Source organism: Roseateles puraquae (genome assembly GCF_002205845.1).
GTDB classification, from domain to species: domain Bacteria; phylum Pseudomonadota; class Gammaproteobacteria; order Burkholderiales; family Burkholderiaceae_C; genus Pelomonas; species Pelomonas puraquae.
Genome location: NZ_NISI01000003.1, coordinates 50,158 through 73,821, shown reverse-complemented (window position 1 = coordinate 73,821; position 23,664 = coordinate 50,158). Strand labels below are relative to the sequence as shown.

Below are 23,664 nucleotides of genomic sequence, written 5' to 3'. Positions count from 1 at the left end.
CTCCTAGAGTCGGGCCTTTTCCGCATAAGGAGCTCCGATGACCTCACCGCGCGACATCCCTGACCAGGCTTGGCCGTTGTTTGATCGTTATGTGCATGGCGACCTGAGCCGGCGTGGGTTTCTGGAGCAGGCGGCCGCCTTTGCGGGCGGCCCGGCAGGTGCTGCCGCACTGCTAGCGGCGCTGAGCCCGAACTTCGCCGCGGCCCAGCAGGTCAAGCCGGATGACGCGCGGCTCGTCACGCGGCGCTTGGCCTTCCCGTCGCCGGCGGGCAACGGCCAGGTCAACGGCTACCTCGCCAAGCCCGCGTCGGCCATGGGCAAGCTGCCGGCCGTGCTCGTGGTGCATGAGAACCGCGGCCTGAACCCGCACATCGAGGACATTGCCCGGCGGGTGGCCCTGGCCGGCTATGTCGCTTACGCCCCCGATGCGCTGACGCCGCTGGGCGGCTACCCGGGCAACGAAGACGACGCACGCGCCCTGTTCGCCAAGCTCGACCCCGCCAAGGCGCGTGCCGACATCGTGGCCGCCGCGCGCGGGCTGCTCACGCTGGCCGATGCCAACGGCAAGCTCGGCGTGGTGGGTTTCTGCTGGGGTGGCAGCCTGTCCAACCACGTCGCGACCCAGGTGCCTGAACTGGCCGTGGCCGTGCCCTTCTATGGCGGGGCACCCGCGGCGGAAGACGTGCCGCGTATCAAGGCCCAGCTGCTGATTCATTACGCTGCCAATGACGAGCGCATCAACGCGGCCTGGCCCGCCTACGAGGCCGCGCTGAAGGCTGCGGGTGTTCGCTACGAGGCGCACACCTACCCGGGCACCCAGCACGGCTTCAACAACGACACCACGCCGCGCTATGACGCCGCTGCGGCGGAGCTGGCCTGGGAGCGCACGCTGGCCGCCTTCAAGGCGGCGCTGGCCTGAGGTTCAGACCGCGAAGGCCCATTCGCGGAACTCCGCGTGCCGCGGGCGGTGCCCGGCCGCGGCCCGGGCGCGAGCGGCTTCGATCCAGCTCTTGGCCAGCGGCAAGGGTCCGAAGCCGGCTTCTGCATTGATGTGACCGACCGGTCCGAGGTTGCTGAAGCTCGCGCCCCACCGGTAGGCCCAGCGTGCGGCGCTGGCCGCGCTCATCCACGGATCGGTGCTGCTGGCGATCAGTCGCGATCGCTTCGGCAGGCGCTGGTGGGGCAGGGCTTCGGCAATGCCGAACTTGTCGGGCTCGGCAGGCGCCACGAACAGCGCCTCGCGGATGGGCGTGTCGGGATGGTCGGCCAGGTGCCGGGCCAGCGCGAGGCAGCCGAAGCTGTGCGCCACGGCCAGCCATTCACCGGGGCCGGCCGCTTCGAGGGCGCGCTGGATGCGCTCGGCCCAGCGCTCGAGCTCGGCCTTGCTCGGGTCGCGCTGGGTGACGCGCACGGCATCGCGGTACTGGCCCTGCAGCCAGGTCTGCCAATGAGCCGGGCCGCTGTCGTGCAGGCCCGGGATGATGAGGAGGCGAGGCGGGCGGTAGGCCATGACTCAGAGCGTCGCGATGGACACTTCCGTCGACTTGACCAGGGCCACGACTTCGCGGCCGACCTCCAGGCCGAGTTCCTTCACCGAGCGGGTCGTGATGACAGAGGTGACGACGTCTCCGCTTCGGGTGAGGACGTCGACTTCGGACACGACCGGACCTTCGATGATTTCCTTGATGGTGCCGCGGAACTGGTTGCGGACGTTGATGGCGGTGATGGTCATGCGGTGTTCTCCAAGGACGATGGCCTCAGTGTGAGAGGCCCTCGTCATTCGGGGAACGAAGCAATCCGCAGCTTGCTATGCGCTGGCCTCAGATCCCCGCGCCCGCCTCGAACAGGCTCAGCCGCTGGGCGCTGAGCTTCACGCGCTGCCCGCCTTGCAATTGCAGAGCCTCGGCCTGGTCGCGGGTCAGTTCGGCTTCAAGCGGCTGGCCGTCCGGGCCGATCAACTCGACGCGGGCACTGGCGCCAAAGGCCAGCACGCGCTCGACGGTAGCGGCCAGGCCGGGGGCCGATTCGTCGGTGACGATCTGCAGCTCGTGCGGGCGGGCGTAGGCCTGCACCTGGCCTTCGCCGTGAGTGCCGTCGTGGGGCAGCTGGTGCTCGCCGATGTGCAGCACGCCACCGCGCGCATGGCCCACAAAGCGATTGACCGCACCGAGGAATCCGTAGACGAAGGGCGTGGCCGGGCGCTCGTACACCTCCTGCGGCGTGCCGACCTGTTCGACGCGGCCGTGGTCCATCAGCACGATGCGGTCGGCCACTTCCAGGGCCTCGTCCTGGTCGTGGGTCACGAAGATGCTGGTGATGTGCAGCTCGTCGTGCAGGCGACGCAGCCAGCGGCGAAGTTCCTTGCGCACCTTGGCGTCCAGCGCGCCGAAGGGCTCGTCCAGCAGCAGCACGCGCGGCTCGACGGCGAGCGCCCGTGCGAGCGCGATGCGCTGGCGCTGGCCGCCGGAGAGCTGCGGTGGGAATCGGTCGCCGAGCCAGTCGAGCTGTACGAGCTTGAGCAGCTCGGTCACGCGCTTCTTGATCTCGGCCTCGGGCAGGCGTTGCTTGCGCGGTTTGACCCGCAGCCCGAAGGCCACGTTGTCGAACACGGTCATGTGACGGAACAGCGCGTAGTGCTGGAACACGAAGCCCACCTGGCGCTCGCGCACATGGGTGTCGGAGGCGTCCTGGCCGTCGAGCAGCACGCGGCCGCGGTCGGCCTGCTCCAGGCCGGCAATGATGCGCAGCAGCGTCGTCTTGCCGCAGCCCGAGGGGCCGAGCAGCGCGACGAGTTCGCCGCGCGGGAACTCGAGCGACACATCGCCCAGGGCGGTGAAACTGCCAAAGCTCTTGTGGATGTTCTGGACTTCGATGCCCATCATGCGTCCTTGCTGTTCGACTGGCTGGCGCGCCATTCGACGATTTGCTTGATCACCAGGGTTACTAGCGCCAGCAGCGCCAGCAGCGAGGCCACCGCGAAGGCCGCGGCGAACTGGTACTCGTTGTAGAGAATCTCGACGTGCAGCGGCAGCGTGTTGGTCAGGCCGCGCACATGGCCCGACACGACCGACACCGCACCGAACTCGCCCATGGCCCGGGCGTTGCACAGGATCACGCCGTAGAGCAGGCCCCACTTGATGTTGGGCAGCGTCACGCGGCGGAAGGTCTGCCAGCCGCTGGCACCCAGCACGGTGGCGGCTTCTTCCTCGTCCTTGCCCTGGGCCTGCATCAGCGGGATCAGCTCCCGCGCCACGAAGGGGAAGGTGACGAAGATGGTGGCCAGCACGATGCCGGGCACGGCGAAGATGATCTTGACGTCGTGTTCCTGCAGCCAGGGGCCGAGCCAGCCCTGGGCGCCGAAGATCAGCACGTACATCAAGCCCGCCACCACGGGCGACACCGAGAAGGGCAGGTCGATCAGCGTGATTAGGAACTGCTTGCCGCGGAACTCGTGCTTGGCGATGAGCCAGGCGGCCGTGACGCCGAACACGAGGTTCAGCGGCACAGCGATGACGGCGGCCGTCAGCGTCAAGCGGATGGCCGACATCGTCTCTTCGTCGGCCAGCGCGGCGAAGTACATGGCCCAGCCCTTGCGCAGGGCCTCGGTGAACACGGCCACCAGCGGCAGCAGCAGGAAGATCGCGAAGAAGCCCAGGCCCAGGGCCAGCAGCGTGAAGCGCACCCACGGCGCCTCGCGGGTGGCCGGGTTGTCCTGGTACTTGGCGCGGGCGCGCGGCGGCGCGATGTGGAGGGCGGTGCTCATCGCTTGCTCCCTCGCTTCTGGGTCCAGGCCTGCAGGCCGTTGATGATGAGCAGCAGCACGAAGCTGACGATGAGCATCACGGTGGCGATGGCCGTGGCGCCGACGTAGTCGTACTGCTCCAGCTTGGCGATGATCATCAGCGGCGTGATCTCGCTGACCATCGGGATGTTGCCGGCAATGAAGATGACCGAGCCGTACTCGCCCACCGCGCGCGCGAACGCCAGCGCGAAGCCGGTCAGCAGGGCGGGCAGCAGCGTGGGCAGCACGATGTAGCGGAAAGTCGTCCAGCGCTGGGCGCCGAGCGACGCGGCGGCTTCTTCCAGTTCGGTCTCCATGTCTTCCAGCACCGGCTGCACCGTGCGCACGATGAAGGGCAGGCCGATGAAGATCAGGGCCAGCAGCACGCCCACCGGGGTGAAGGCGATCTTGGCACCGCCCTCGCCAAACAGCGGCGCGAGCAGGCCGCCGGGGGCGAACAGCGAACCGACCCAGCCGTTGGGCGCGTACAGCGCCGTAAGCGCAATGCCGGCAACGGCCGTGGGCAGCGCGAAGGGCAGGTCGATGAGGGCATCGACCAGCTTCTTGCCCGGGAACTCGTAGCGCACGATGCACCAGGCCAGGATGAGCCCGAAGAAGAGGTTGATGAAGGCCGCGATCAGCGACGCTCCGAAGCTCAGCTTGTAGGACGCGACCACGCGCGGCGACGTGGCCGCAGCCCAGAAGGCGTCGAAGCCGTGGCCGGACGACTTCAGGAACACCGCGGCCAGCGGCACCAGCACGATGAGCGACAGATAGAACAGCGTGAAGCCGAGCGTCGGGGCGAAGCCCGGAAGTACGCGGCGTCTACCCAGTGAGAAGGCAGCCATAAGGGAGATGTGTGTTTTGCAGTCGGGCTGCACGGGAGCCAGCAATCGGTGGCGATGGATGTCGGCACCGTGCCGGCGGCATCGCCATCACCCGGAGCCGGGCAAGGGCGATGCGGGGCATGAGCTCAGCGCTTGATCGAGGCCATGATCTGGTCGAACGTGCCGCCATCGGCAAAGTGCGTCTTGCTCACCTTGGGCCAGCCGCCCAGGGTCTGGTCGACGCTGAACAGCTTGATGTTGGCAAAGCGCTGGGCGTGCTTCTTGAACACGGCCGGATCGCGCGGGCGGAAGTTGTTGCGCGCAATGATTTCCTGGCCCTCCGGGCTCCAGTGGAAGTCAAGGTAGGCCTTGGCCAGCGCGGTCGTGCCCTTCTTGGCGGCGACCTTGTCGACGATGGCGACCGGCGCATCCGTCTCGATGGAGATGCTCGGGTTGACCTGTTCGAACTGGCCCTTGCCGAACTCGTTCTCGATCAGTTCCACCTCGGCCTCGAAGGTCACCAGCACATCGCCAATGCCTCGTTGCGTGAAGGTGGTGGTGGCGCCGCGGCCGCCGCCGTCCAGCACGGGCACGTTGGTCAACACCTTGGTCACCAGCTCGCGCGCCTGGGCGTCGCTGCCGCCGTTGGCGATCACGCTGCCCCACAGGGCCAGGTAGCTGTAGCGGCCGTTGCCGGTCACCTTGGGGTTGGGGATGATGACCTGCACGCCGGGGCGGGCGAGGTCGGCCCAGTCCTTGATGCCCTTGGGGTTGCCCTTGCGCACCAGGAAGGTCATGGTGGAGGAGTAGGGCGCCGCGTTGTTGGGGAAGCGGCTGCGCCAGTCGGCCGGCGTCAGGCCGCTGGTGGCGAGCTGGTCCACGTCGGTGGCCTGGTTCATGGTCACCACATCCGCCTCCAGGCCGCCGATGACTGCACCGATCTGCTTGCTGGAGCCGCCGTGGCTCTGGTTCACCAGCACGGCCTGGCCCTTGGCCTTTTGGGCAGCGATGAAGGCAGGATTGAACTGCTTGTACAGCTCGCGCGCCACGTCGTACGACACATTCAGCAGCGTCGGGTCGGCCGCGAAGGCGGGCAGGGCGGCTGCCGAGGCGACGAGGGCGAGCAGGGCGCGGCGGGTGGTCTGGAAGTGGGGCATGCGGGGGCCGTCGAGGAATCGAAAGTCGCGAGAGTGCCGAAACTCCCTTATTCGGGGAACGATAGTTTTCTTATTTCCTTATTCGTCAGGCGCGCTTGCGCAGGCGAGCCCTTGACGCGCGAATGAGGCGTATCCGGTCGTGAACCGCTCCGCTACGGGGGTATCGGTGCGCCGCTATGCTGCCGGCGAGTTTTTGCCATGGATCTGCTCACCGACCTTTTCGCCCATCACGGCTTGATCGCCGTGGCCCTGGCCGTGCTGCTGGAGCAGTTGGGCGCACCCTTGCCCTCCACACCCGTGCTGTTGCTCGCCGGCGTGGAGGCGGCGGGGCGCGAAGGCTTTGGCGTGCGCGCCTTTCTCACGGCGACGGTAGCGGCGCAACTGGCCAACGGCCTGTGGTTCTGGGCCGGGCGACGGCTGGGGCGGCGGGTGCTGTCGGCGCTTTGTGTGATCTCCATCTCGCCCGACAGCTGTGTGCGGCAGAACGAAGCCAGCTTTGCCCGCCGCGGTGTGCTGACCTTGGTGATCGCCAAGTTCGTGCCGGGCCTGTCCATCCTGGCGCCGCCGCTGGCCGGCGCCCTGGGCATGCCCGCTCGGCGCTTTCTGGCCTGGAACCTGCTCGGCTCGGCCCTGTGGGCGGGCGTGGCGATCGGTGTCGGCTGGCTGTTCCACGAGCAGATTGACGCGCTGCTTCGCGCGCTCAGCCGGCTGGGCAGCGTGGCCGTGTTGTTGGCGGGAGCCGCGTTGCTTGGCTATCTGGCGTGGCGACTCTGGCGCCGGGCCTTGCTGCAGCGCGAGTTGAACCGCTTCGAACGAGTGGCGCCGGCAGAAGTCGCCGCGCTCCTGGCACAGGGCCGGCCCGTGCTGTTGGTCGACGTTCGGGCCACGGCGCCTGGCGCGCCCGCAACGCCGCGGCTGCCAGGTGCTCGCCATCTTGATCTGGGGGCGCTGGGAGACGCGGCACTGGCCGGCTGGCCGATGGCCGAGGAGTTCATCACCTACTGCGCCTGCCCCAACGACGCCTCGGCCGTGAAGGCGGCCCAGTGGCTGAAGCAGCACGGCCACCCGGCCCGGGTGCTGCGGGGTGGGATTGAGGGCTGGACTGCGGCAGGCTTCACGCTCGAGACTGCCTGAACTCCTCGACAGGCTGGCAAAGATTGGTGTTAACCCTATAATCGGGTTTACCCTGAACTCGAACACGGGCCACAAGCCCGGAGAACCCCATGAGCCTGATCCAGAACCTCCTGCATTCCCTGCGCAACGTGCTGGCCGTCGAAACCCAGGTCGACGCCGACGAGCAATATTTGTCCAACGCCATCGACCACGCCGACCTGGAGCGCCGCATCGCCAGCCAGTCTCGTGCCTGGATGTCGATGTCGCCGCTGAACATCGGCCGCTGAGGACGGCGCCCCACAAGACGAACGGCCCCGCAAGGGGCCGTTGTCGTTTGCGGGGCCGGCGGCGGCCCTGTCTTATTGGATCAGGCCGTTCTTCAAGGCGTAGTAGGTCAGGTCGCTGTTGGTGGCGAGCTTGATCTTTTCGAGTACGCGGGTGCGATAGGTGCTGACGGTCTTCACGCTGAGAAACATCGACTTGGCCATGTCGCCCACCGTCTCGCCCTTGGCCAGGCGCAGGAAGACCTGCAGCTCGCGCTCCGACAGGCTCTCATGCGGCGGCCGGTCGCTCACGCCACCCGCGACGCCATCGGCCAGCAGTTCCGCCACCATGGGGCTGATGTAGCGCCGGCCTCGCGCCACGGTGCGGATCGCATTGGCAATCTCCTCGGGGTCGCATTCCTTGTTCAGGTAACCGCTCGCGCCCTGGCGCAGCAGGGTGGTGGCGTAGTGGGTTTCCGGGAAGCCGCTGAGGATGAGCACGGGCAGGTCCGGGAAGCGCGACTTGATGGCCGACAGCGCATCCACACCACTCTGCCCGGGCATGGAGATGTCCATCAGCAGCACGTCCACTTCACCGCCGCGTACGAGGTCCAGGGCTTCTCGGCCGTTGGCCGCTTCGCCAGTCACCCGCAGGTCGACGTTCTCGCTGAGGTATTGCCGCAGGCCTGAACGCACGATGGCGTGGTCGTCAACGATGCCGATGCGAATCATGTTGCACTCCGATGCAAATGAGGGGAATGCGCAAAGCCTAGCAACGCAAAACCCGGCTTTCGATCAGCGCAGTCCTACAAGCCGCGCAGTCTGCCGGTTGTCCTACGCGGCCTCAGGCGGGTGACCGGCAGCGGTCAGGCCGGGCGTTTCGCAAAGTGTCGTCATTCGGCCGAGATGGCCTCCCGGAGTGACGATGAAAGCCCTGTCCGACAGCCTTGCCCTGTTCATGCCCCCGCTGTGGCTCGTGCTGGTGGCCGCCGCGCTGGCGGCCGCGGCCTTGTTGATCGCGTTCGTCGACACCCTGCAAGAGAACGTTCGTCGCGGCGAGTCCCTGCGCCAGTGGCAGCGCGTCGGCAGCGTCCGACAAGACATCGGCGTGGTGGCCAATGCCGCGCCCGGCAGCCTGGCGCCAGAGTCGAGGCCAGCCTTTTCACAAACCCTCTCGCGTTGAAGAAAGGACGACCCATGAAATCCACCACCTCCTACCGCGCCCCCCTGTTCGGCGTTCTCGCCCTGGCTGCTGCCCTCGCCGCCTGCAGCAAGCATGACGACGAGCGCACCGCGGGCCAGAAGCTCGACGGCGCGATCGCCGAGGCCAAGCAGGCCGGCGCCGAAGCCAAGGCCGAAGCCGGCCAGGCCATGGACAAGGCCGAATCCAAGTTGAAGGATGCGAGCGCCTCGGCCTCCGAAGCCGTGAGCGACGCGACCATCGTCACGAAGATCAATGCCGCCCTGCTGGCCGACGACCGCCTCAAGGCGACCAAGATCGAAGTGCGCGCTGAGGAAGGCCGCGTGACCTTGACCGGCACCGCGCCGGATGCGGGCTCCCAGGCTCGCGCGACGACGCTAGCCCAGGCCGTGACGGGCGTTCGCTCGGTGGACAACCAACTCGTGGTGGCGCGCAATGGCTGAATCCAAGCGGACAGCCTTGCAGCTGAATGAAGCCGGCCTTGAGGCGGCCCGCAAGCATCTGGACGATGGGGCGGTGACGCCGGCCTACGGGCCGTGGCGCGACGACATCGTTGCGCTGCTCAATGGCGCGCTGGCGACCGAACTGGTGTGTGTGCTGCGCTACCGCCGCCACCACTTCATGGCCGACGGCCTGGAGTCGCCGAGCATCGCCGAGGAGTTCCTGGTGCATGCGAACGCAGAACTTGCGCATGCCGACCGGCTGGCGCAGCGCATCGTGCAGCTCGGCGGCGACCCGGACTTCAACCCGGCGAGCCTGCTGGAACGCAGCCACGCGGACTACGACGAGGTCGACGACCTCAAGGCCATGATCCGTGCCAACCTCGTGGCCGAGCGCGTCGCGGTCGAGACCTATCGTCAGATGATTGCCTTGATCGGTGACAAGGACTCGACGACGCGGCGGCTGCTCGAGGACATCCTGGCTGACGAAGAGGAGCACGCCGACGAGCTGAAGGACTGGATGGCACGCGCCTGATGGCCCTGGTTAGGTGACAGGCACCGGATGCAGCGCATCCGGTGCCTTCGCCTTTGACGGTGTAGGTTGGCCTGTGCACGGAGCGACCTTGCGGCGCCCGGGTTCACCAGGTCGCCGAATAGCTGATGAGTACACGCCGCGCCTGCGGCCGCAGCATCAGGCGGCTCTGTGCTGACAGCTTGTAGCTGAACGCACCGCGCAGACCCGCCAGACCTTCATCTTTGGGTCGCTGAAACGCCATGCGCGAAGCCCAGCCGGTGTCGCGCTGCCACACCGGCGTCTCCACGCCGCCGCTCAGGCGGCGGGTGATGTCGTAGCTCACGCCCGCCCACACGGCCTCGCGCACCGACGCTTGAGGCCCCAGCTGCACGGGGGACCGCACTTGCTGCTCCAGGCCGAGCTGATAGCGCCAGCGGGAGCGTTCGCGCTGACGGCTGAGCCACTGCGGATCACGCCAGTTCAGCTCCGGGTCGGGCGCGGCCGACACGGCATGCGCCTGGCCCGCCAACGCAGGCGCCGCGGGCGATGCACTCTGGCTTTGCGCGCTGGCGCCGCAGGCGGCGAAGAGGCCGAGAAGCGACAAGATCTGGAGCGGCTTCATGGCGATGTGGACTTCAAGATGGGATGAATTCATGTTGGCCGGCCCTGCCATCGCACGGTGTCGGCGCCGTCCGGCTGCAGTTATCGGACAAGCCCCAGCGCATCGGCCCGGCGTCATGCCGTGGCGCGAGGTCCTACAGCCGCGTGCTGTGCTGGCTGATGCGAGGCGCATAGCGCGCTGGCCAGACTCATGGCGACGCTTCTTCGAGGAGATCGCCATGAAATTCCCCGTGCGACGAACGGATCGGCAACCGGATGACGACTGGCGCCAGCAACTCCGGCCTTACGGCCAGCCAGTCACAGAGGATGTGACTGCCGTACCCGCGCCGGTGCCCGCGGCGCCGCCTGCGCGACGTTCACGGCTGGGTACCTGGCTGCTGGCGCTGGGCCTGGGGGCCGCGATCACCGCTGTGGCCATTGCCAACCTGCAGGACCCGCGCAGCCTCGGCACGCAGCTGGACGACGCCATCCGCCAGGCGCGCGGCGTCGGCAACGAGGTGCAGGAAACCGTCGTGCAGTCACAGGCGGCGGCGACCGAGGCCTCGCGCGATGCGCTGCAAGGCGTGAGCACCGCACTGGACGACAGCGCCATCAGCCTCAAGGTGAAGACGGCGCTGGCGGCCGACCCGGCGTTGAGCGCCGCACGCATCGACGTCACGACAACCGGCGGCATCGTGCGCCTGGAAGGCCCGGCCCCCGATGCGGTGTCCAAGGAGCGCGCCACCGTGCTCGCCAGCGCGCCCCGCGGCGTGAAGGGCGTCGACAACCGGTTGGCGCTGCCGCAGCCGGGCAAGGTGGTGGCCGTGGTGGAGCCGGCGCCGCGTTGAGCCCGGAGCCCAGGGGGCAGGCTCAGGTCTGCCACGCGCAGAGACAGGCTTGGCGCTCCTGATGGGTTCGGTAGCGCTGCTGCGACGTTGAAAAGACAAAAGGGCGGGTGACAACCCGCCCTTCACTTGTTTCAGATATTCCGCGAGGGCCATGCCTCACGGTGGCCGCCCGCTCGGCCTGAGCAGGCGGCACCGCTGATGACTTACTGGAAGTAGCGCGCCTTCGCCGAGGCCTGGCAGCTGTCCTTGGCGTCGCCCGACAGCGCATCGCAGCGCTCGCTGGCCACCTTGTAGTCGGCCTTGAGCTTGGCCTCGATGGCGTCGTTCTCAGCGGCGACCATCTTCTTGTTGGCCTTCAGGTCGGCCTTGGCCTTGTCATGCTCGGCCTTGGCCTGGGCGACGCAAACATCCTTGGCGTTGCCGGCCTTGTCGTCGCACATTTCCTTGGCCACGTTGTAGCGGGCCTCGTAGCGGGCTTCGAGATAGTCGTTGTGGTCCTTGGCCTTGCCGGTGTATTGCCATTCGAGGTTGGCCAGCGCGACCTTTTCCTGGCCCTTGGCGCGTTCGACGCAGACGTCCTTGGCATTGCCGGACAGCGAATCGCACTTGTCGCGCTCCGCCTTGTACATGGCCTTCACTTCATCCTTGGCGGTGTTGTAGACGGGCTTGGTGAGCGTGGCCGAGGCGGCACCGGCCAGGCCGGTCAGCAGCAGGGCACACAGGACGCGAGAGGGGCGAAAAGTCGTGTTCATCGAGGTCTCCTAGGCAGTTGGGGTGGTGTCCTCGGCCCGGCGGGCGAGGGGGATGCCACGACGGGCAGCTTAGGAACGAGCCGATCGGGCGGATGTCGGTCGCTGGGTGTCAGCCGCGTCAGACAAGAGGCCGCGCCAGGCGTGCCACCCCTACGCGGAATGCGAAGCGAAGCCTGAGCGGGCGAGGTTCCTTGAAGCCCTACAGTGGCAGGACAGCGCCGTCCAAGCAATGGCGCGGCAGCCTCGCCGGCTGCCACCTCATGGAGAGAGACAACGATGACCGCCTCCCGCACCGGCCGCTACCGATGGACCATCTGCGCGCTGCTGTTCTTCGCGACCACCGTGAACTACCTGGACCGGCAGGTGCTCAGCCTGCTGGCACCGAGCCTGTCCAGGGAATTCGGCTGGACCAACACCGACTACGCCAACATCACGGCCGTCTTCCAGTTCGGCTATGCGGTGTCGATGTTGTTCGCCGGGCGCTTCATCGACGCGATCGGCACCAAGCGGGCCTTCTTCATCGCGGTGGCGGTGTGGTCGGTCGGCGCCATGCTGCATGCGCTGGCGGTGCCGCTCGGTGCGGTGCTCGTTGCGTTGGGTGTGGGGTTGCCGGCATCGGTCCTGGGCTTCATGGTGGCCCGTGCCGTGCTGGCCCTCGGTGAGGCTGGCAACTTCCCAGCGGCCATCAAGGCGACTGCGGAGTACTTTCCGAAGTCGGAACGTGCCTTCGCCACGGGGATCTTCAATTCGGGCGCCAATGTCGGCGCCATCCTCGCGCCCCTGACCGTGCCCTGGATTGCCGTGACCTGGGGCTGGCAGATGGCCTTCGTGGCCATCGGGGCGGTCGGCTTTCTGTGGATCGCGACGTGGATGGTCTTCTACGACACACCGGAACAGCAAACGCGCCTCGGTGCGGCGGAGTTGGCCTACATCCAGCATGACCGCGAGACTGCACCGGCAGCGCCAGCTGACGCCGGCGGCGCGCCATGGTTGCGCCTGCTGGCCTATCGGCAGACCTGGGCGTTTGCGCTGGGCAAGTTCATGACCGATGGGGTCTGGTGGTTCTACCTGTTCTGGCTGCCCAAGTACCTCTCGGGCCAGTACGGCATGAGCACCACTGACATCGCGCTACCGCTGGCCGTGCTCTACAGCATGACGATGGTGGGCAGCATCGGCGGCGGCTGGCTGCCGACCTGGTTCCTGCGCCGTGGTCACGCCCCGTACGACGGCCGCATGCGGGCCATGCTGCTGATCGCCTTCTTCCCCTTGGTGGTGCTGCTGGCCCAGCCCTTGGGGGGCATCAGCTACTGGCTGCCGGTGCTGCTGGTGGGCGTCGGGGCGTCGGCGCACCAGGCCTGGTCGGCGAACCTGTTCACCACCGTTTCGGACATGTTCCCCAAGCGGGCCGTGGCCTCGGTCGTGGGCATCGGCGGCATGGCGGGTGGGCTCGGCGGTGTGGCGGTGTCCAAGCTCGGCGGCTGGATCTTCGATGCCTACGGCTCGCGCGGCCAGGCGGCAACCGGCTACCTGATCATGTTCTCGCTGTGCGCGCTGGCCTATCTCGCCGCCTGGGTGCTGATGAAGCTGCTGGTGCCGCGGCACGAGGACGTCATCGGCGTCTGAGCGTTGGCGGCCGTGGCGTCAAGCGCGCGGCGGCCCGCTGCAATGAAAACGGCCCCAGATGCGCATTGATCCATAACATTGCGTGCGCGTCTGGCGCATAAATGCGCCACTATGGCAATGCAGTTCAGGCCGTCCTCGGCAGGCGGTTTCTGACGCATATATATGCCGAGCATTTGCGTCGACATCGCTTGGGACACCCTCGTCGGCAAAGTTATGGCGCGCCGTCGGTCGCGCGGCAAGGTTATCCGTCGTGTCGCCCACGCACCGTGGCCGTCACCGACAACTACCCCTCCTGGGACTTCGAGATTCGCGTTGGCGCTACCACGATATGGGAACGCTGGAACAGTATCCGCGCCGATGGCGTGTTCGGCCCGTGGAGATGAACCAAGAAGGCGAACGACTATGTCGAGAACCGATGGGGCGATTGCCCGCAGTACTCGGTGGCGTTGATGGGCTATGCGGACGTGCTGCCGACGAAGTGAGCTCGTCGAGGCCAAACGGAGTTTCCCGAGCGATCATGCAGTGCTTCCCCTCCACCAGCACAACGAGCGGCCGACTTGGACAACGTCGACGCGCGGATGAAGTTTCGCCGCACCAGCGAGCGCTGCGCCAGCACCCTCTTGCCCGAGCAACGCAGCCTGCTGGAAGAGACGCTGGACACCGACATCTATGAGCTCGACGGCGAGCTGCAGCGCCATCGCAAGAAGGCCGACAAGAGGGGCGAGGACGAGAAGAAGGTGCCCAAGCGCGCCCAACTGCCCCCCCCACCTGCCGCGTCGCTACGTGCCTCACGAACCGGCCGACACTACCTGCGGTTGCGGCAAGGCCATACAGCGCATCGGCGAGGACGTGTCCGATAAGTTCGACTACCAGCCGGGCGTGTTCACCGTCGAGCGCCATGTCCGTGGCAAGTGGGTCTGCAAGTGCTGCGAGCGCATCGTGCAGGCACCGGGGCCGGCCCACGTTATCGACAAGGGCATCCCCACGGTCGGCCTGCTGGCCCACCTGCTGGGCGGTCTTCGCCCGCGCCGGCCACCTGATCGCCCGCTCGACGCTGGCCCAGCGGGTCGGCGAATGCGGTACACAGCAGCCGGCTCGAACTTGCATCTTTACTCGAAGCGAATACACCCGCCGACGCAAGCGCCCAATGCGCGGCATGCGAAGGACGTAGAGGCGGACCGAACAGGCCCGCGCGTCAAGGAGAAGCGAAGACGTCCCATGAGGCAAGCGGTCAGATCAGCGATCGACAGGACTTCTCATAACTTCTAAGTAGATTTGCGCCCCGCTGCGTTACGCATGAGGTAAGCCCGACGCTACGCTAGCGGCCGTCACACCGAGCAGAGAAGGACGGCCATGCTCTTCGAGTTTCCTGCCGATCTCCCCAGTTACATCGACTCGGACCGTGCGAAGCTGTTGAGCATCGACGGCCAGATCTACACGCGTTGCGTCAAATGCGGTGAAGAGATGCGCTGTCCGCCGGAGTTCGACGCCCCTACCCGGTGCGCGGCATGCGGCGCACCCGAAGCTTGTCAACCGGTGGTCCACTCTCGACGGGTGAGCCTCAAGTGCCTGGACAACGGCCACGTCGCGCAAGTTCGGACGTCAGACCCCGGTCTGATCGCATGCCCGCAATGCCGATCGGGGCGAACGACCTTGGACGAGAAAGGCATTGATCCGCCATTCCCCACCCATTTCTTCGACGTGCTCGACGGATACGAGTACGGCAACGACGTGTCCGCGGATGCGAACCGGCTGCTCGAAGAGCTGCAACATCAAAATGCGCATCCCGACTTTCAGACGGCCATGCTGTTGATGCTGCGGTTCGTCGGCAGGCTGCGCAAAGTGAGCTATGCGGCAGACCCGGCCGCGCGCTGCATCCTGCTGAACATTGAGGGCAACCTCTACCGTGACTATTTCCGGAGAACCTTCGTGGTGCCGGCAGCGTTGAAGTCCCTGAGCCGGTTCGAGGAAGCGGCAGCATTGAGCGACCATGCATTCTCGCGGGCTGCGATCGAACACAACTACGCCATGGCAGCCTACAGCGCGTTGGCCAAGCTAAAGTCTGAGCAACTGGTCAAGACACTGGCCGGTTTTGACGTGCGTGCCGCTGGGCTGGCTGCGGCGCACCGTGCCCTGGCCGGGTACGCCGGGGAGGAGTTTTCAACGCGCGACCGTGAGCTGGCCCGCACCCATCACCTTCTGGGTGACCTCCATGCAGTAGGTGACCCGAAGCTCTGCGACTTCGACGAAGCCAATCGCCACTATGCACAAGCGCTGCAGTTCGCCGGCGGCAATGGAACGCTCAGCATCAACATCGCCGTGTCGCGAGTCAATGCGTTGGCCAAGCAAGGGTGGCCGGAGGGCGCAGCGTCTGACCAGGCGGCGAAGGATCTGGAGTACATGCTACGCACCCCGGAGGTCGGTCGGATTTGGCCGCAACAGCACGAGCCGCACCACTATCTTGCCTCCTACCTGCTGCGGCACGGCCGGCTCGACGAGGCGATCCGCGAATGGGAACTTGCGGCGGCATTGGCGCAGTCCGACATAGATCGTGCGCTCGAGGAACATAACCTCTACGGACGCGTCCACGAATACCTTCCGATCTTTTCTGCGCTCGCTGCCGCGTATGCGCGTCGGGATGAACCTTTGAAAGCGCTGGCGGCCACGGAAGCGCTACGAGGTGCGACCATTCGCTTGCACACCATGTCCGAAGAGGAACGGCGACGCCAAGTCGAAAGGGTGTTGAAGGCACAGTTCGAGCAGATGCTGGGCGTGAGCAGGGACACTCCCCACACCAAGCAGCTGCGGCTTCCCGACATCGAGCCCATGCTCGCGACGCTCGGCACGACGGTGCCGGGCGCGGCTCTTGTCTCACTAGATGTCCACGCCGGCGTGGCGAACTTGTTTCTGGACCCGCTAAAACCCAAGAAGTTTTGGTCCGGCCGGAAGATCGCCCATCGCACTTGGCGGTTTGACAGTCCTGGCGCGCGCAAGGTTCTCGACAAGCTGACCGACTACCGGCAGGACATGTCCAAGCCTGGCATCAACCGCAACCGGGCTCTCACGGAATTCTTTCGCGAGTTGGACCCCATCGTGTTCGAGCCGATGCGCAAACTGCTGCAAGAGGAGGGCGTCAACGATGTCCTGCTTGTCACCCCCGGCCTCCTCAACGGATTGCCGTTCGACGTGGCGGCAGGCTCTGCGACCGCGCAGCAACCGGCGCGGAGCCGTCACCGCGTGCGTCAGCTTCCCAGTTTGGCCGTGGCCCACGACATTTGCCTGCGCCAAAGAAATCGGAACGGCCGATTGCTGATCGTCGGGTACGAAGGCGACGATCTACCGCGGGTCGCCGACGAAGTGCAGACGCTGCGCGATGCTTTCCGCGAGAACGCTGTTGTGGTGCCCGATCGAAGACTCACCAAGGTCGACGTTCTGGCGGAATTGGCGAAAGGCTATGAGTACATTCACTTTTGCTGTCACGGGACCTTCGATCACCTCTTTCCTGAGCGTTCTGCGCTTTTGCTGAGCGCAGATCATGAGAGCGATGCGAAGCGCGTCACGGCGAAGGAATTGCGCGAGGTAGGCCTTCAAGGCGCGTCGCTCGTAACTTTGTCCGCTTGCTCATCGAACTTGGGATCTTTCCAATCCACCAACGACCTGTTCGGGTTGACTGGCAGTCTGCTCCGCAGCGGTGCAAGAGCGGTCGTCGGCAGTCGGTGGCCAGTCAGCGACGCGTTCGCCGGTCGATTTATGGGGGAGCTCTACACTCGAATCGCGCAGCATCAGGTCGATCCCGTCGTTGCGTTTGACGAAGTGTGCAGGGCAGCCTCGTCCTCCGAAAAGCTGGAGAACTGGGCATCCTTCAGTTTTGTCGGCATCTGAGGAGGGCAAGATGAGTAATCACTCTATTGAATTGGTTATTACGGAGGACGCCGCGGCGGTGCAAGCGGCGCTTCGCGAAGTCAACCTCTCCGAGGTCGAAGTCGAAAGCTACAGAGAACTGACCGTGGCCACGGTACTGTTGACCGCGGCCGCGGCGGTCAAACTGTTCACCGCCTTGGTCGAACTGCGGGACAAGCTGAAGTCCAAGGGCGCACCGCAAAAGCTCGAGCTCAAGAAGTCGGACGGAGCACTGCTGGACCTGCTAAAGGCGACGGACGCCATGCTGAAGGCGTTCATCGACGCCGCCAAGTAAGTAGACGGCGGGCCGCGGTCCTTGATGCACGTAATGGGCTGGCGCCCCTGCCGGCCAAAGAGCGTCTGGCCGTCCCACCATGACGGAAATCAGGCGCTCAAGGCTCCGACGAAGGACTCGCAGCGTCCGCTCGCCTTTTGCTAGCGCCCAGCCCACCATAAGGGCGAGAAAGCATCGCACCTGCAGCGCCAACGCAGTCCACATGGCCTGGCAGACAGCGGCTGGACGAATACGAAAAGGCTGCGGCGCAAGCGCGCTTCAGTCGATGGGCGGCGGCTCTTCTGAAGCAGCATCGAGGAGCTGCTGGACACGATGGGCCAAATCTACGCTGCCGTCACGGAGGCGCGCCCCATGGAATCACCTCTGCCGCTGGCCGTGAGGAAGTTCTGGCCTGGGCCGTGGACGGTGCGGCGATGTACTACCGCGAAGGGCTCCGCGACCCACCCGGACGGTGAATGCGATGCAGCCCGCGCCATCCTCGCCACGCTGGCCGCCCAGGTCGCCGCCGCCCCGGTGTTGATTGCGGCCCTGCGCTCGGTTGTCGGTAGCGGCTCGCTGCCCCCAGAGGTTGCCCAGGCGGCGCGGGATGCGCTGGCTGCGGCTGGGGGTTAGTTCACTCCCACGGCTCGTAGACCGTAACCGTCGAGCCTGTTGCTGGGTCGGTGACTGATCGCACCGCTTCTGGGTGTTCGATCGGGCAAATCTTGGGTGCGAGCGCAAGCAGCGTCCGCTTGCCTGGGTGCTGGCGCTGGTGGCCTATGACCGCCATGCCTGTTTGCGCTGACCTACGGCGCCGATCCTGACCCGTCTTGCTTGACTTGCCACGGTCGCTGTCGTTGACCATCCCGCTGGTGTTGACCACCCAGCTGACCTTGAGCAACGGCCCTGCTGCAAGTACTTGTGAGTCAGTGCGGGCTCTGTTCTGGCAGTTCAATCGATCCAACGAGCGTGCAAATCTGTTCCGTCGAATACCTGCTTCGGCGGAACGCCAGGATGCGGCTTTTCGCTATGCAGCATATTCCACGCCCAAATGAAAAGCCGCAGCTTTCGTAAGCAGATATCGGTCTGGGCGTCGCTCGCTTCATCCGCCGAAGTTAGTGTTTCATAAGGGTTGAAGGCAAACTTTAGGTCCCACCCATATTTGCCATTCAAAACGCGTTGCGCGTATTCACTCCGGCAAGTCTCGCCGGTGACCTTCTCAGGCCCTGGCTCTATATGCCACAGGACCTCCTCCAATCTACCTATGGCTTCGCTATACAAATTTGAAGGAAAAACATAACGCGCGCCAAGGTGCGAAACGTGATTGAGAAACCTGTGCTCAATGAGTTCGAGTAGTGGCTTCGCTACGCCCCGTTGAGTCCAGAAAACCCCTAAAATCAGCATGCAGCGGTAAATGTACAACGACCACTCATGCGCCTCTGATGTTCGCCCCTGCACCTTGGAAGACTGACAAAGCAATAGCATCGCCGCTAGCGCATCAGCCGTTCCGAATAACTCGAGGGCTGAGGCTAACTTCTTGATGGAACCGGTTTTTCTGCTTTGAATTGCGGGCCGCCATCGATTGATCAGCAGGCGCACTTCGGGGTCCAGTTGCTCTTCAAGCTCGGCAAGGACCTTCACAGAGGAAGGAACCCTTCGCAAGAAGCGCCACAAAACCGAATTGAGTTCTCTGGAGCTACCAGGATATGCCTTGTCTGCGATGTCGACCAGCGAAGCACTGGGCCGATGTTTGCCGCGCTCATACTTGGACCATTTGTTGCGGTGAAAGCGGAGCCGCTCGTCTGTTTTCCAATAGCCCTCTGGCTCAATGACCTGGCCGACTGCGTAGGGCGACGCGCTCTTTGAGCGCGTCCGGAGGCATCTGAGCCATGCGACTGTCGCCAGGGCATCGACAACATCGCGCCGCACGGTGACATCGATTTCCGCACTGGCGTTAAAACCGGTGTGGGCCAAGAACTCAACGAGGGAAAAGCGTTCTGTACCAACGGTTTGGCGCATTTTTCCGCGAGCACCAGAGGGGTAAAGTTCGTGGCGATTGTGACTCCTCGACGGCCTGCCTTTCCAGTCCTAGCATCGTCACCGAGCGCAACTGACGCGAGGACGACGTGACGCAAGTGGACTGCGGCGCACCCGACGCCACCATGACGGAGCATGAATTGCGAGCCCAACTCCTCGAGAGATATGGGCCGGTGCTCGGCGGCGGCGAACTCAGGAAGGTGCTCGGCTTTTCTACAGCGGGCGCCTTTCGACAGGCGACATTGCGAGGCACCGTACCCGTGCCAACTTTCACTGTCCCGAACCGTCGCGGACGCTTCGCGCTTACGCAAGAGGTTGCTCGTTGGCTGTACGAGCGCCGCAGAACTGCAATCGTGCCTGCCTAGTACTCGCCAGCGCACGACTCACAGAAGGAGCCTCCCCATGCAGTAAACCTTCACGCGCTCCGACATCACATGTGTCTGGTCGCGACAGAAAGGAAAAGGGGTCCCAAGAGTTGCAGCTCGTGGGACCCCTGGTGGAGGTGGACTATCGCTAGATCCGCCATCAGTCTCTTCCTTCCAAGCTCGCGTGTCAAGCAGCGCCGCAGGCGTTGACGGCCAGACTCCATCTGGAACTTTGCTCGCCACCCTCCGCGAGCTTGGAGACTGAATGAACAAAATCCGCGACATCCTGCGGCTGGTTCTGACTACGGCACTTTCCGACCGTGAGATTGGTCAAGCCGTAGCTGTGGCCAAAAACACGGTTAGGCGCTACAGGGTTTTATCAGGCAATAGCGGCCTGCAGTGGCCACATATCAGTAATTTGACCGCGCATGAGCTTGATGACCTCATCAACAAGAGAGTCGGCAGTCTCACTACCAAACGCATGCCTGATTTTGCTCACATTCATGAGCAACTTGCTCTTCCGATGGTCACGCTTCAGCTTCTCTGGGAAGAGTATCGACTTCCTTCACCAGAGGATGCACTGTCGTACTCGCAATTTACGCACCACTACCGACAGTTCAAGGGTCACTTGAAACTGAGTATGCGCCAAGTTCACCTGCCTGGCGAGAAGGCGTTTGTGGATTTCAGCGGCAAGCGCCCCTTCTACGTGAATCAGGAAACAGGTGAGAAAGTTTTCGTCGAGTTATTTGTCGGTGTGCTGGGGTTCTCAAACTTCACATTTGCGCTCGCAGTCGAAAGCCAGAGCTCGCCGGATTGGGTTGAGGCCAACGTTCAGATGCTGAACTACTTTGGCGGTGTTCCGAGAATTATCGTCCCCGACAACCTGAAAGCGGCAGTCATAAAACCTGGCTCACATTTCAAGCTCAATCGGATCTACTCCGAGCTCGCCAATCATTACGGGACGGTGATTTTGCCAACCCGGAGCCGCCGCCCTCAAGACAAGGCGAAAGTCGAGGTGTCTGTGCTAATCGCGCAACGGTGGATATTGGCCAGGCTACGCGCGATGCAGTTTTTTTCACTTGGAGATCTCAACGCTGAAGTGCGCAGGCTTTGCGACGAGCTCAATGTGCGGCCTTTCAAGAAAATGCCCGGCTGCCGCAAAGACCGTCTCGAACAGGAAGAGCACCCGAAACTTCTCCCACTGCCATCAGATCGGTTCGAGTGGGCCAACTGGACCGCATCACTTACCGTGGGTCCCGACTACCACGTGAACGTCGAGCGTGCTTGGTACTCCGTCCCCTTCCATCTGGTCGGCGAGACCGTTGAGGCGCGAGCGGCGCTGAAGACTATCGAGATCTTTCATCGCGGCTCAAGAGTTGCCACTCACGAGCGCCAAGCCGAGGGGAAGCCCCGGACGGATCCAGCCCACATGCCGCCGCAGCATCGAGCGTATGCAGAGCGCACGCCCGATCGGCTTCTGGAGTGGGCTCGCTCTGTCGGGGCGAGCACCCTGGCGGTGGTCGAGCATCAGTTCGACCGGCCCGTGCCAGCGCTCGGTCTCCCAGCATGCGAGTCACTGAAGAAGCTGAGCCGCCAGTATGGCGATGACCGACTCGAACAGGCATGTGAGCGGGCGCTGCAGATCAAGTCGCCAACGCTCAAGACGGTTCGCTCTCTCCTGAGCACCGGCCGGTATCGCGACGCACATCCTGACGAGCCTCGGCAAGTTGGCTTGCCGCTGCATCACAACGTTCGCGGCGCCGGGTACTACGCAAACAAGGGTGGCACGTCATGCTGATCAAAAACACAATGGAATCGTTGGCTACGCTCCGTCTTCATGGCATGGCAGAAGCGTTCGAACGTCAGCGCGCGTCCAGCAGTCTTCAGGATCTGTCCTTCGAGGACAGGTTTTCCATGCTGGTCGATGCCGAAATCTCTCGGCGCGAGAGCGGGCGCATGGCCCGGCTGCTCAAGTCGGCGCGGCTCAAGGTGTCGGCCACTCCAGAGGATGTCGACTTCCGAGCAGAGCGTGGGCTGGACAAGAGGAAGTTCAGCACTCTGCTCAACTGTGACTGGATCGGTAAGCAGCATCTCGTCGTGACAGGCCCTACGGGTGTGGGCAAGACTTGGTTGACCTGTGCTCTTGGGCATCAGGCAATTCGCAAAGGCATGCCGGTGCTGTACCGACGCTTCAGCAAGCTGCTTGAGGAGTTTGAAGTCTGTCGCGCCGATGGAAGCCTGCCAAAGCTCAGGGCGCAGTTGGCAAAGGCGCGGATGCTGATCATCGACGACTGGGGCCTGACAGCCCTAGGCACACGCCAGCGGCAAGACCTGTTCGATCTCGTCGACGACTGCCACGGCAACAGCTCATTGGTGCTGACCTCTCAATTGCCCACCGAGAAGTGGCACGACTACATCGGGGATCCGACGATCGCGGATGCAGTGCTGGACCGAGTTCTTCATGCGGCCCATCAGATTGAGCTGAAGGGCGAATCCATGCGCAAGCAGTCCAAACGTTAGGGTAGGCATTGCCGTTGAGCCCTCGTCGTCCACGTGCGCGCGAGGGCAATCGTCTCACTGCCTTGATGTTGAACGTGGCAGCTCAGCGACGCCGCCGCAGGCGGCGTTGGCGTGAACGCTCGTAAAGCTGCTTCACATCTGCCCTCAGCTCCAGTTGCTGGCGAAACGATAGGCGCTGGGTAGCCGGGCGCCAAAACTGCTCATTGCCAACCGCGGGCATCCCGTCCCACGCCATGTCCTCCAGGCGCTGCTCGACCGCATCGGCCCAGGCCCCGATGGGCCCCAGCCGGACCGCGTACGCGGTTCCGACGTGTTCGAGCAGCGCACCCAGCAGCGCCAAGCGTTGCTCCTCATCAAGACAGAGTTTGCCTTCTGACATCTCAATGCACCCTGGCGGGCCGTCATGTCGCGGCATCTCCTCTGCGGTCCAGCTTCTGCCCCACAAGCGAATGTCCAGGTCCTTCATCGTGCTCAACCTCGGCTGTTGCAGTCGCAGCCTCCGCTGGCTTCGTGCATCTGCGCCCAGAACTGTGCGCTGATGTCGATGCCAGCTGCCAAACCAAGCTGGGCCGCGCCGTTGCGAATCGCCATGCACTCTAGGGAGCGGCTTTCGGGAGGTCCCATGAGCACATAGCGGCGGCCCGATGCCGTCGTGACCGCACTAGCAGCCATGTCGAACGCAGCGAGGGCCGACGTCAGGCGCACGACGGCACGACCGGGCTGGGGGGCTCTGAGCGTGCCGAGGTGAAGCTCGCCGGACGGTGCCTTGATCAGGCGCCAGGATTGGACCTCCATGTTCGGCTCGTCCTGCGCCGCCGGCGCGTCTCGAACGTTGACGAAAGTGATGCCTGTGCTGCCCGGATCTGCCCCGTTCACGCGCTGACCTTCCGGGTTTTGGCGCGCCGCGGACGCCGGCTGGGTATGGTGCGATGGCGCTGACGTGGTTCTGTCGGCTCGATGCGCAGGATGAGGTCTTGCTCGATCGGCTGTTCATGGTCCGGCACCATGCCGCAGTCGAACTTCTCGCCGACCGTGTCCACAAGCACGATGCTGTGGCCCACGGCCGACCTGCAGCGCCACACCTCGCGGATCTCGCGCGAGGTCCATTGGCCCGTCACCGACTGCCAGGCCGGCATCATGCAAACGATGCCTTTCACCTGGTGTGGCTCCATAGTGCTGAGCAGTTCGGCCAGGTCGGTATCCCAGGCAATGCACAGCGTGCGAGTCATGCTGCAGTCCGGGTGTTCGGCGTCGACGATCTCCACCGACACGAGAAACCAGGGTGCGTGCAGGGTCAGTTCGACGACGCGCCAGTGCTGGCTGCCTGGATGGGCCAGTTCGGGAGGAAATGAAAACTCGAATTCTGGCTGGGAAACGAACATTGTCGTTGTTGCCGTGAACACTGATGGGCTCACGGACTCGATTGTTGAACTCCAGCGAATTGTTCCG

General features: G+C 64.6%; 30 protein-coding genes. 16 read left to right on the top strand and 14 right to left on the bottom strand.

All coding sequences use genetic code 11. The features are described 5' to 3' along the window. The first annotated feature begins 37 nt into the window (after nucleotides 1-37). Nucleotides 38-919, top strand: a complete 882-nt coding sequence (locus CDO81_RS10245) for a dienelactone hydrolase family protein (RefSeq protein WP_088483113.1) — start codon at nucleotides 38-40, stop codon at nucleotides 917-919. Nucleotides 920-922: 3 nt separating this feature from the next. Here the strand turns inward: CDO81_RS10245 and CDO81_RS10240 are convergent, their stop codons facing one another. From CDO81_RS10240 to CDO81_RS10215, 6 genes are all read right to left on the bottom strand, one after another. Next, the gene (locus tag CDO81_RS10240) at nucleotides 923-1,510 is read right to left on the bottom strand and encodes an RBBP9/YdeN family alpha/beta hydrolase (protein ID WP_088483112.1); all 588 of its coding nucleotides are present in this window, start codon (nucleotides 1,508-1,510) and stop codon (nucleotides 923-925) included. 3 nt (nucleotides 1,511-1,513) lie between these two features. Continuing rightward, complete coding sequence (locus tag CDO81_RS10235) at nucleotides 1,514-1,732, bottom strand: TOBE domain-containing protein (protein WP_088483111.1); 219 nt, start codon at nucleotides 1,730-1,732, stop codon at nucleotides 1,514-1,516. 88 nt (nucleotides 1,733-1,820) lie between these two features. Beyond that, complete coding sequence (locus tag CDO81_RS10230; RefSeq protein ID WP_088483343.1) at nucleotides 1,821-2,879, bottom strand: sulfate/molybdate ABC transporter ATP-binding protein; 1,059 nt, start codon at nucleotides 2,877-2,879, stop codon at nucleotides 1,821-1,823. Then, a complete protein-coding gene (cysW, locus tag CDO81_RS10225) occupies nucleotides 2,879-3,763 on the bottom strand; it encodes a sulfate ABC transporter permease subunit CysW (RefSeq protein WP_088483110.1) in 885 nt (294 codons plus the stop codon). The genes CDO81_RS10230 and cysW overlap by 1 nt, the downstream gene beginning before the upstream one ends. Beyond that, nucleotides 3,760-4,638, bottom strand: coding sequence for a sulfate ABC transporter permease subunit CysT (gene cysT / locus CDO81_RS10220; protein ID WP_241516960.1), 879 nt, complete (start codon nucleotides 4,636-4,638; stop codon nucleotides 3,760-3,762). The genes cysW and cysT overlap by 4 nt, the downstream gene beginning before the upstream one ends. A gap of 116 nt (nucleotides 4,639-4,754) precedes the next feature. Continuing rightward, nucleotides 4,755-5,765, bottom strand: a complete 1,011-nt coding sequence (locus tag CDO81_RS10215; protein WP_088483108.1) for a sulfate ABC transporter substrate-binding protein — start codon at nucleotides 5,763-5,765, stop codon at nucleotides 4,755-4,757. Between the two features lie 198 nt (nucleotides 5,766-5,963). On the opposite strand from CDO81_RS10215, the gene CDO81_RS10210 reads away from it, so the two are divergent. Together CDO81_RS10210 and CDO81_RS28060 are read left to right on the top strand one after the other, a co-directional pair. Next, a complete protein-coding gene (locus CDO81_RS10210; protein WP_088483107.1) occupies nucleotides 5,964-6,899 on the top strand; it encodes a VTT domain-containing protein in 936 nt (311 codons plus the stop codon). Between the two features lie 89 nt (nucleotides 6,900-6,988). Beyond that, entirely contained in the window at nucleotides 6,989-7,165 is a 177-nt protein-coding gene (locus tag CDO81_RS28060; protein ID WP_158218236.1) for a hypothetical protein, read from the top strand. A gap of 72 nt (nucleotides 7,166-7,237) precedes the next feature. Here CDO81_RS28060 and CDO81_RS10205 read toward each other — a convergent pair whose 3' ends face one another. Further along, nucleotides 7,238-7,873: a response regulator gene (locus CDO81_RS10205; RefSeq protein ID WP_088483106.1), complete on the bottom strand. Its 636-nt coding sequence runs from the start codon at nucleotides 7,871-7,873 to the stop codon at nucleotides 7,238-7,240. A 193-nt stretch (nucleotides 7,874-8,066) separates the two neighbouring features. Between CDO81_RS10205 and CDO81_RS28055 the strand changes: the two genes are divergently transcribed. From CDO81_RS28055 to CDO81_RS10195, 3 genes are read left to right on the top strand one after another with little or no spacing between them, the layout of a single operon-like run. Further along, nucleotides 8,067-8,324 carry a hypothetical protein gene (locus CDO81_RS28055; protein WP_158218235.1) on the top strand — a complete coding sequence of 86 codons (258 nt, stop codon included), beginning with the start codon at nucleotides 8,067-8,069 and terminating at the stop codon, nucleotides 8,322-8,324. A 14-nt stretch (nucleotides 8,325-8,338) separates the two neighbouring features. Next, nucleotides 8,339-8,785: a BON domain-containing protein gene (locus tag CDO81_RS28050; protein WP_158218234.1), complete on the top strand. Its 447-nt coding sequence runs from the start codon at nucleotides 8,339-8,341 to the stop codon at nucleotides 8,783-8,785. Then, the gene (locus tag CDO81_RS10195) at nucleotides 8,778-9,317 is read left to right on the top strand and encodes a ferritin-like domain-containing protein (protein ID WP_088483104.1); all 540 of its coding nucleotides are present in this window, start codon (nucleotides 8,778-8,780) and stop codon (nucleotides 9,315-9,317) included. Before CDO81_RS28050 ends, CDO81_RS10195 begins: the two co-directional genes overlap by 8 nt. 103 nt (nucleotides 9,318-9,420) lie before the next feature. On the opposite strand, the gene CDO81_RS10190 is transcribed toward CDO81_RS10195, so the two are convergent. Further along, the gene (locus tag CDO81_RS10190) at nucleotides 9,421-9,918 is read right to left on the bottom strand and encodes a hypothetical protein (protein WP_088483103.1); all 498 of its coding nucleotides are present in this window, start codon (nucleotides 9,916-9,918) and stop codon (nucleotides 9,421-9,423) included. Between the two features lie 217 nt (nucleotides 9,919-10,135). On the opposite strand from CDO81_RS10190, the gene CDO81_RS10185 reads away from it, so the two are divergent. Beyond that, nucleotides 10,136-10,744: a BON domain-containing protein gene (locus CDO81_RS10185; protein WP_158218233.1), complete on the top strand. Its 609-nt coding sequence runs from the start codon at nucleotides 10,136-10,138 to the stop codon at nucleotides 10,742-10,744. A 203-nt stretch (nucleotides 10,745-10,947) separates the two neighbouring features. Here CDO81_RS10185 and CDO81_RS10180 read toward each other — a convergent pair whose 3' ends face one another. Further along, nucleotides 10,948-11,496 carry a hypothetical protein gene (locus CDO81_RS10180; RefSeq protein ID WP_088483101.1) on the bottom strand — a complete coding sequence of 183 codons (549 nt, stop codon included), beginning with the start codon at nucleotides 11,494-11,496 and terminating at the stop codon, nucleotides 10,948-10,950. A gap of 276 nt (nucleotides 11,497-11,772) precedes the next feature. On the opposite strand from CDO81_RS10180, the gene CDO81_RS10175 reads away from it, so the two are divergent. From CDO81_RS10175 to CDO81_RS10155, 7 genes are all read left to right on the top strand, one after another. Beyond that, nucleotides 11,773-13,119, top strand: coding sequence for an MFS transporter (locus CDO81_RS10175; protein WP_088483100.1), 1,347 nt, complete (start codon nucleotides 11,773-11,775; stop codon nucleotides 13,117-13,119). 101 nt (nucleotides 13,120-13,220) lie between these two features. Further along, on the top strand, nucleotides 13,221-13,502 hold the full coding sequence (locus tag CDO81_RS29270) for an alpha-L-rhamnosidase-related protein (protein ID WP_144397207.1): 282 nt from the start codon (nucleotides 13,221-13,223) through the stop codon (nucleotides 13,500-13,502). A 174-nt stretch (nucleotides 13,503-13,676) separates the two neighbouring features. Continuing rightward, nucleotides 13,677-13,979 (top strand): hypothetical protein, encoded by a 303-nt coding sequence (locus CDO81_RS28045; RefSeq protein WP_158218232.1) that lies wholly within the window; start codon nucleotides 13,677-13,679, stop codon nucleotides 13,977-13,979. Continuing rightward, nucleotides 13,903-14,388 carry an IS66 family transposase zinc-finger binding domain-containing protein gene (locus CDO81_RS10170; protein ID WP_158218231.1) on the top strand — a complete coding sequence of 162 codons (486 nt, stop codon included), beginning with the start codon at nucleotides 13,903-13,905 and terminating at the stop codon, nucleotides 14,386-14,388. The genes CDO81_RS28045 and CDO81_RS10170 overlap by 77 nt, the downstream gene beginning before the upstream one ends. A gap of 84 nt (nucleotides 14,389-14,472) precedes the next feature. Next, entirely contained in the window at nucleotides 14,473-17,001 is a 2,529-nt protein-coding gene (locus CDO81_RS10165) for a CHAT domain-containing protein (protein WP_088483098.1), read from the top strand. 10 nt (nucleotides 17,002-17,011) lie between these two features. Next, a complete protein-coding gene (locus tag CDO81_RS10160) occupies nucleotides 17,012-17,314 on the top strand; it encodes a hypothetical protein (RefSeq protein ID WP_144397206.1) in 303 nt (100 codons plus the stop codon). Nucleotides 17,315-17,665: 351 nt separating this feature from the next. Next, the gene (locus CDO81_RS10155) at nucleotides 17,666-17,926 is read left to right on the top strand and encodes a hypothetical protein (protein ID WP_144397205.1); all 261 of its coding nucleotides are present in this window, start codon (nucleotides 17,666-17,668) and stop codon (nucleotides 17,924-17,926) included. A 1-nt stretch (nucleotide 17,927) separates the two neighbouring features. On the opposite strand, the gene CDO81_RS27590 is transcribed toward CDO81_RS10155, so the two are convergent. Next, entirely contained in the window at nucleotides 17,928-18,194 is a 267-nt protein-coding gene (locus CDO81_RS27590; RefSeq protein ID WP_144397204.1) for a hypothetical protein, read from the bottom strand. A gap of 50 nt (nucleotides 18,195-18,244) precedes the next feature. Continuing rightward, nucleotides 18,245-19,312, bottom strand: coding sequence for a helix-turn-helix domain-containing protein (locus CDO81_RS27585; protein ID WP_144397203.1), 1,068 nt, complete (start codon nucleotides 19,310-19,312; stop codon nucleotides 18,245-18,247). Between the two features lie 648 nt (nucleotides 19,313-19,960). Here CDO81_RS27585 and istA point away from each other — a divergent pair. Beyond that, a complete protein-coding gene (gene istA, locus CDO81_RS10145) occupies nucleotides 19,961-21,493 on the top strand; it encodes an IS21 family transposase (protein ID WP_088483095.1) in 1,533 nt (510 codons plus the stop codon). Beyond that, nucleotides 21,487-22,215 (top strand): IS21-like element helper ATPase IstB, encoded by a 729-nt coding sequence (gene istB / locus CDO81_RS10140; RefSeq protein ID WP_088483094.1) that lies wholly within the window; start codon nucleotides 21,487-21,489, stop codon nucleotides 22,213-22,215. Before istA ends, istB begins: the two co-directional genes overlap by 7 nt. 82 nt (nucleotides 22,216-22,297) lie before the next feature. On the opposite strand, the gene CDO81_RS10135 is transcribed toward istB, so the two are convergent. Genes CDO81_RS10135 through CDO81_RS10125 form a run of 3 tightly spaced genes read right to left on the bottom strand, consistent with a single transcriptional unit; the run spans nucleotide 22,298 to nucleotide 23,597 of the window. Further along, nucleotides 22,298-22,681, bottom strand: coding sequence for a hypothetical protein (locus CDO81_RS10135; protein WP_144397202.1), 384 nt, complete (start codon nucleotides 22,679-22,681; stop codon nucleotides 22,298-22,300). Between the two features lie 5 nt (nucleotides 22,682-22,686). Then, nucleotides 22,687-23,091, bottom strand: coding sequence for a hypothetical protein (locus CDO81_RS10130; RefSeq protein WP_144397201.1), 405 nt, complete (start codon nucleotides 23,089-23,091; stop codon nucleotides 22,687-22,689). Then, nucleotides 23,088-23,597, bottom strand: coding sequence for a hypothetical protein (locus tag CDO81_RS10125; protein ID WP_088483091.1), 510 nt, complete (start codon nucleotides 23,595-23,597; stop codon nucleotides 23,088-23,090). The genes CDO81_RS10130 and CDO81_RS10125 overlap by 4 nt, the downstream gene beginning before the upstream one ends. Between the last annotated feature and the right edge of the window lie 67 nt (nucleotides 23,598-23,664).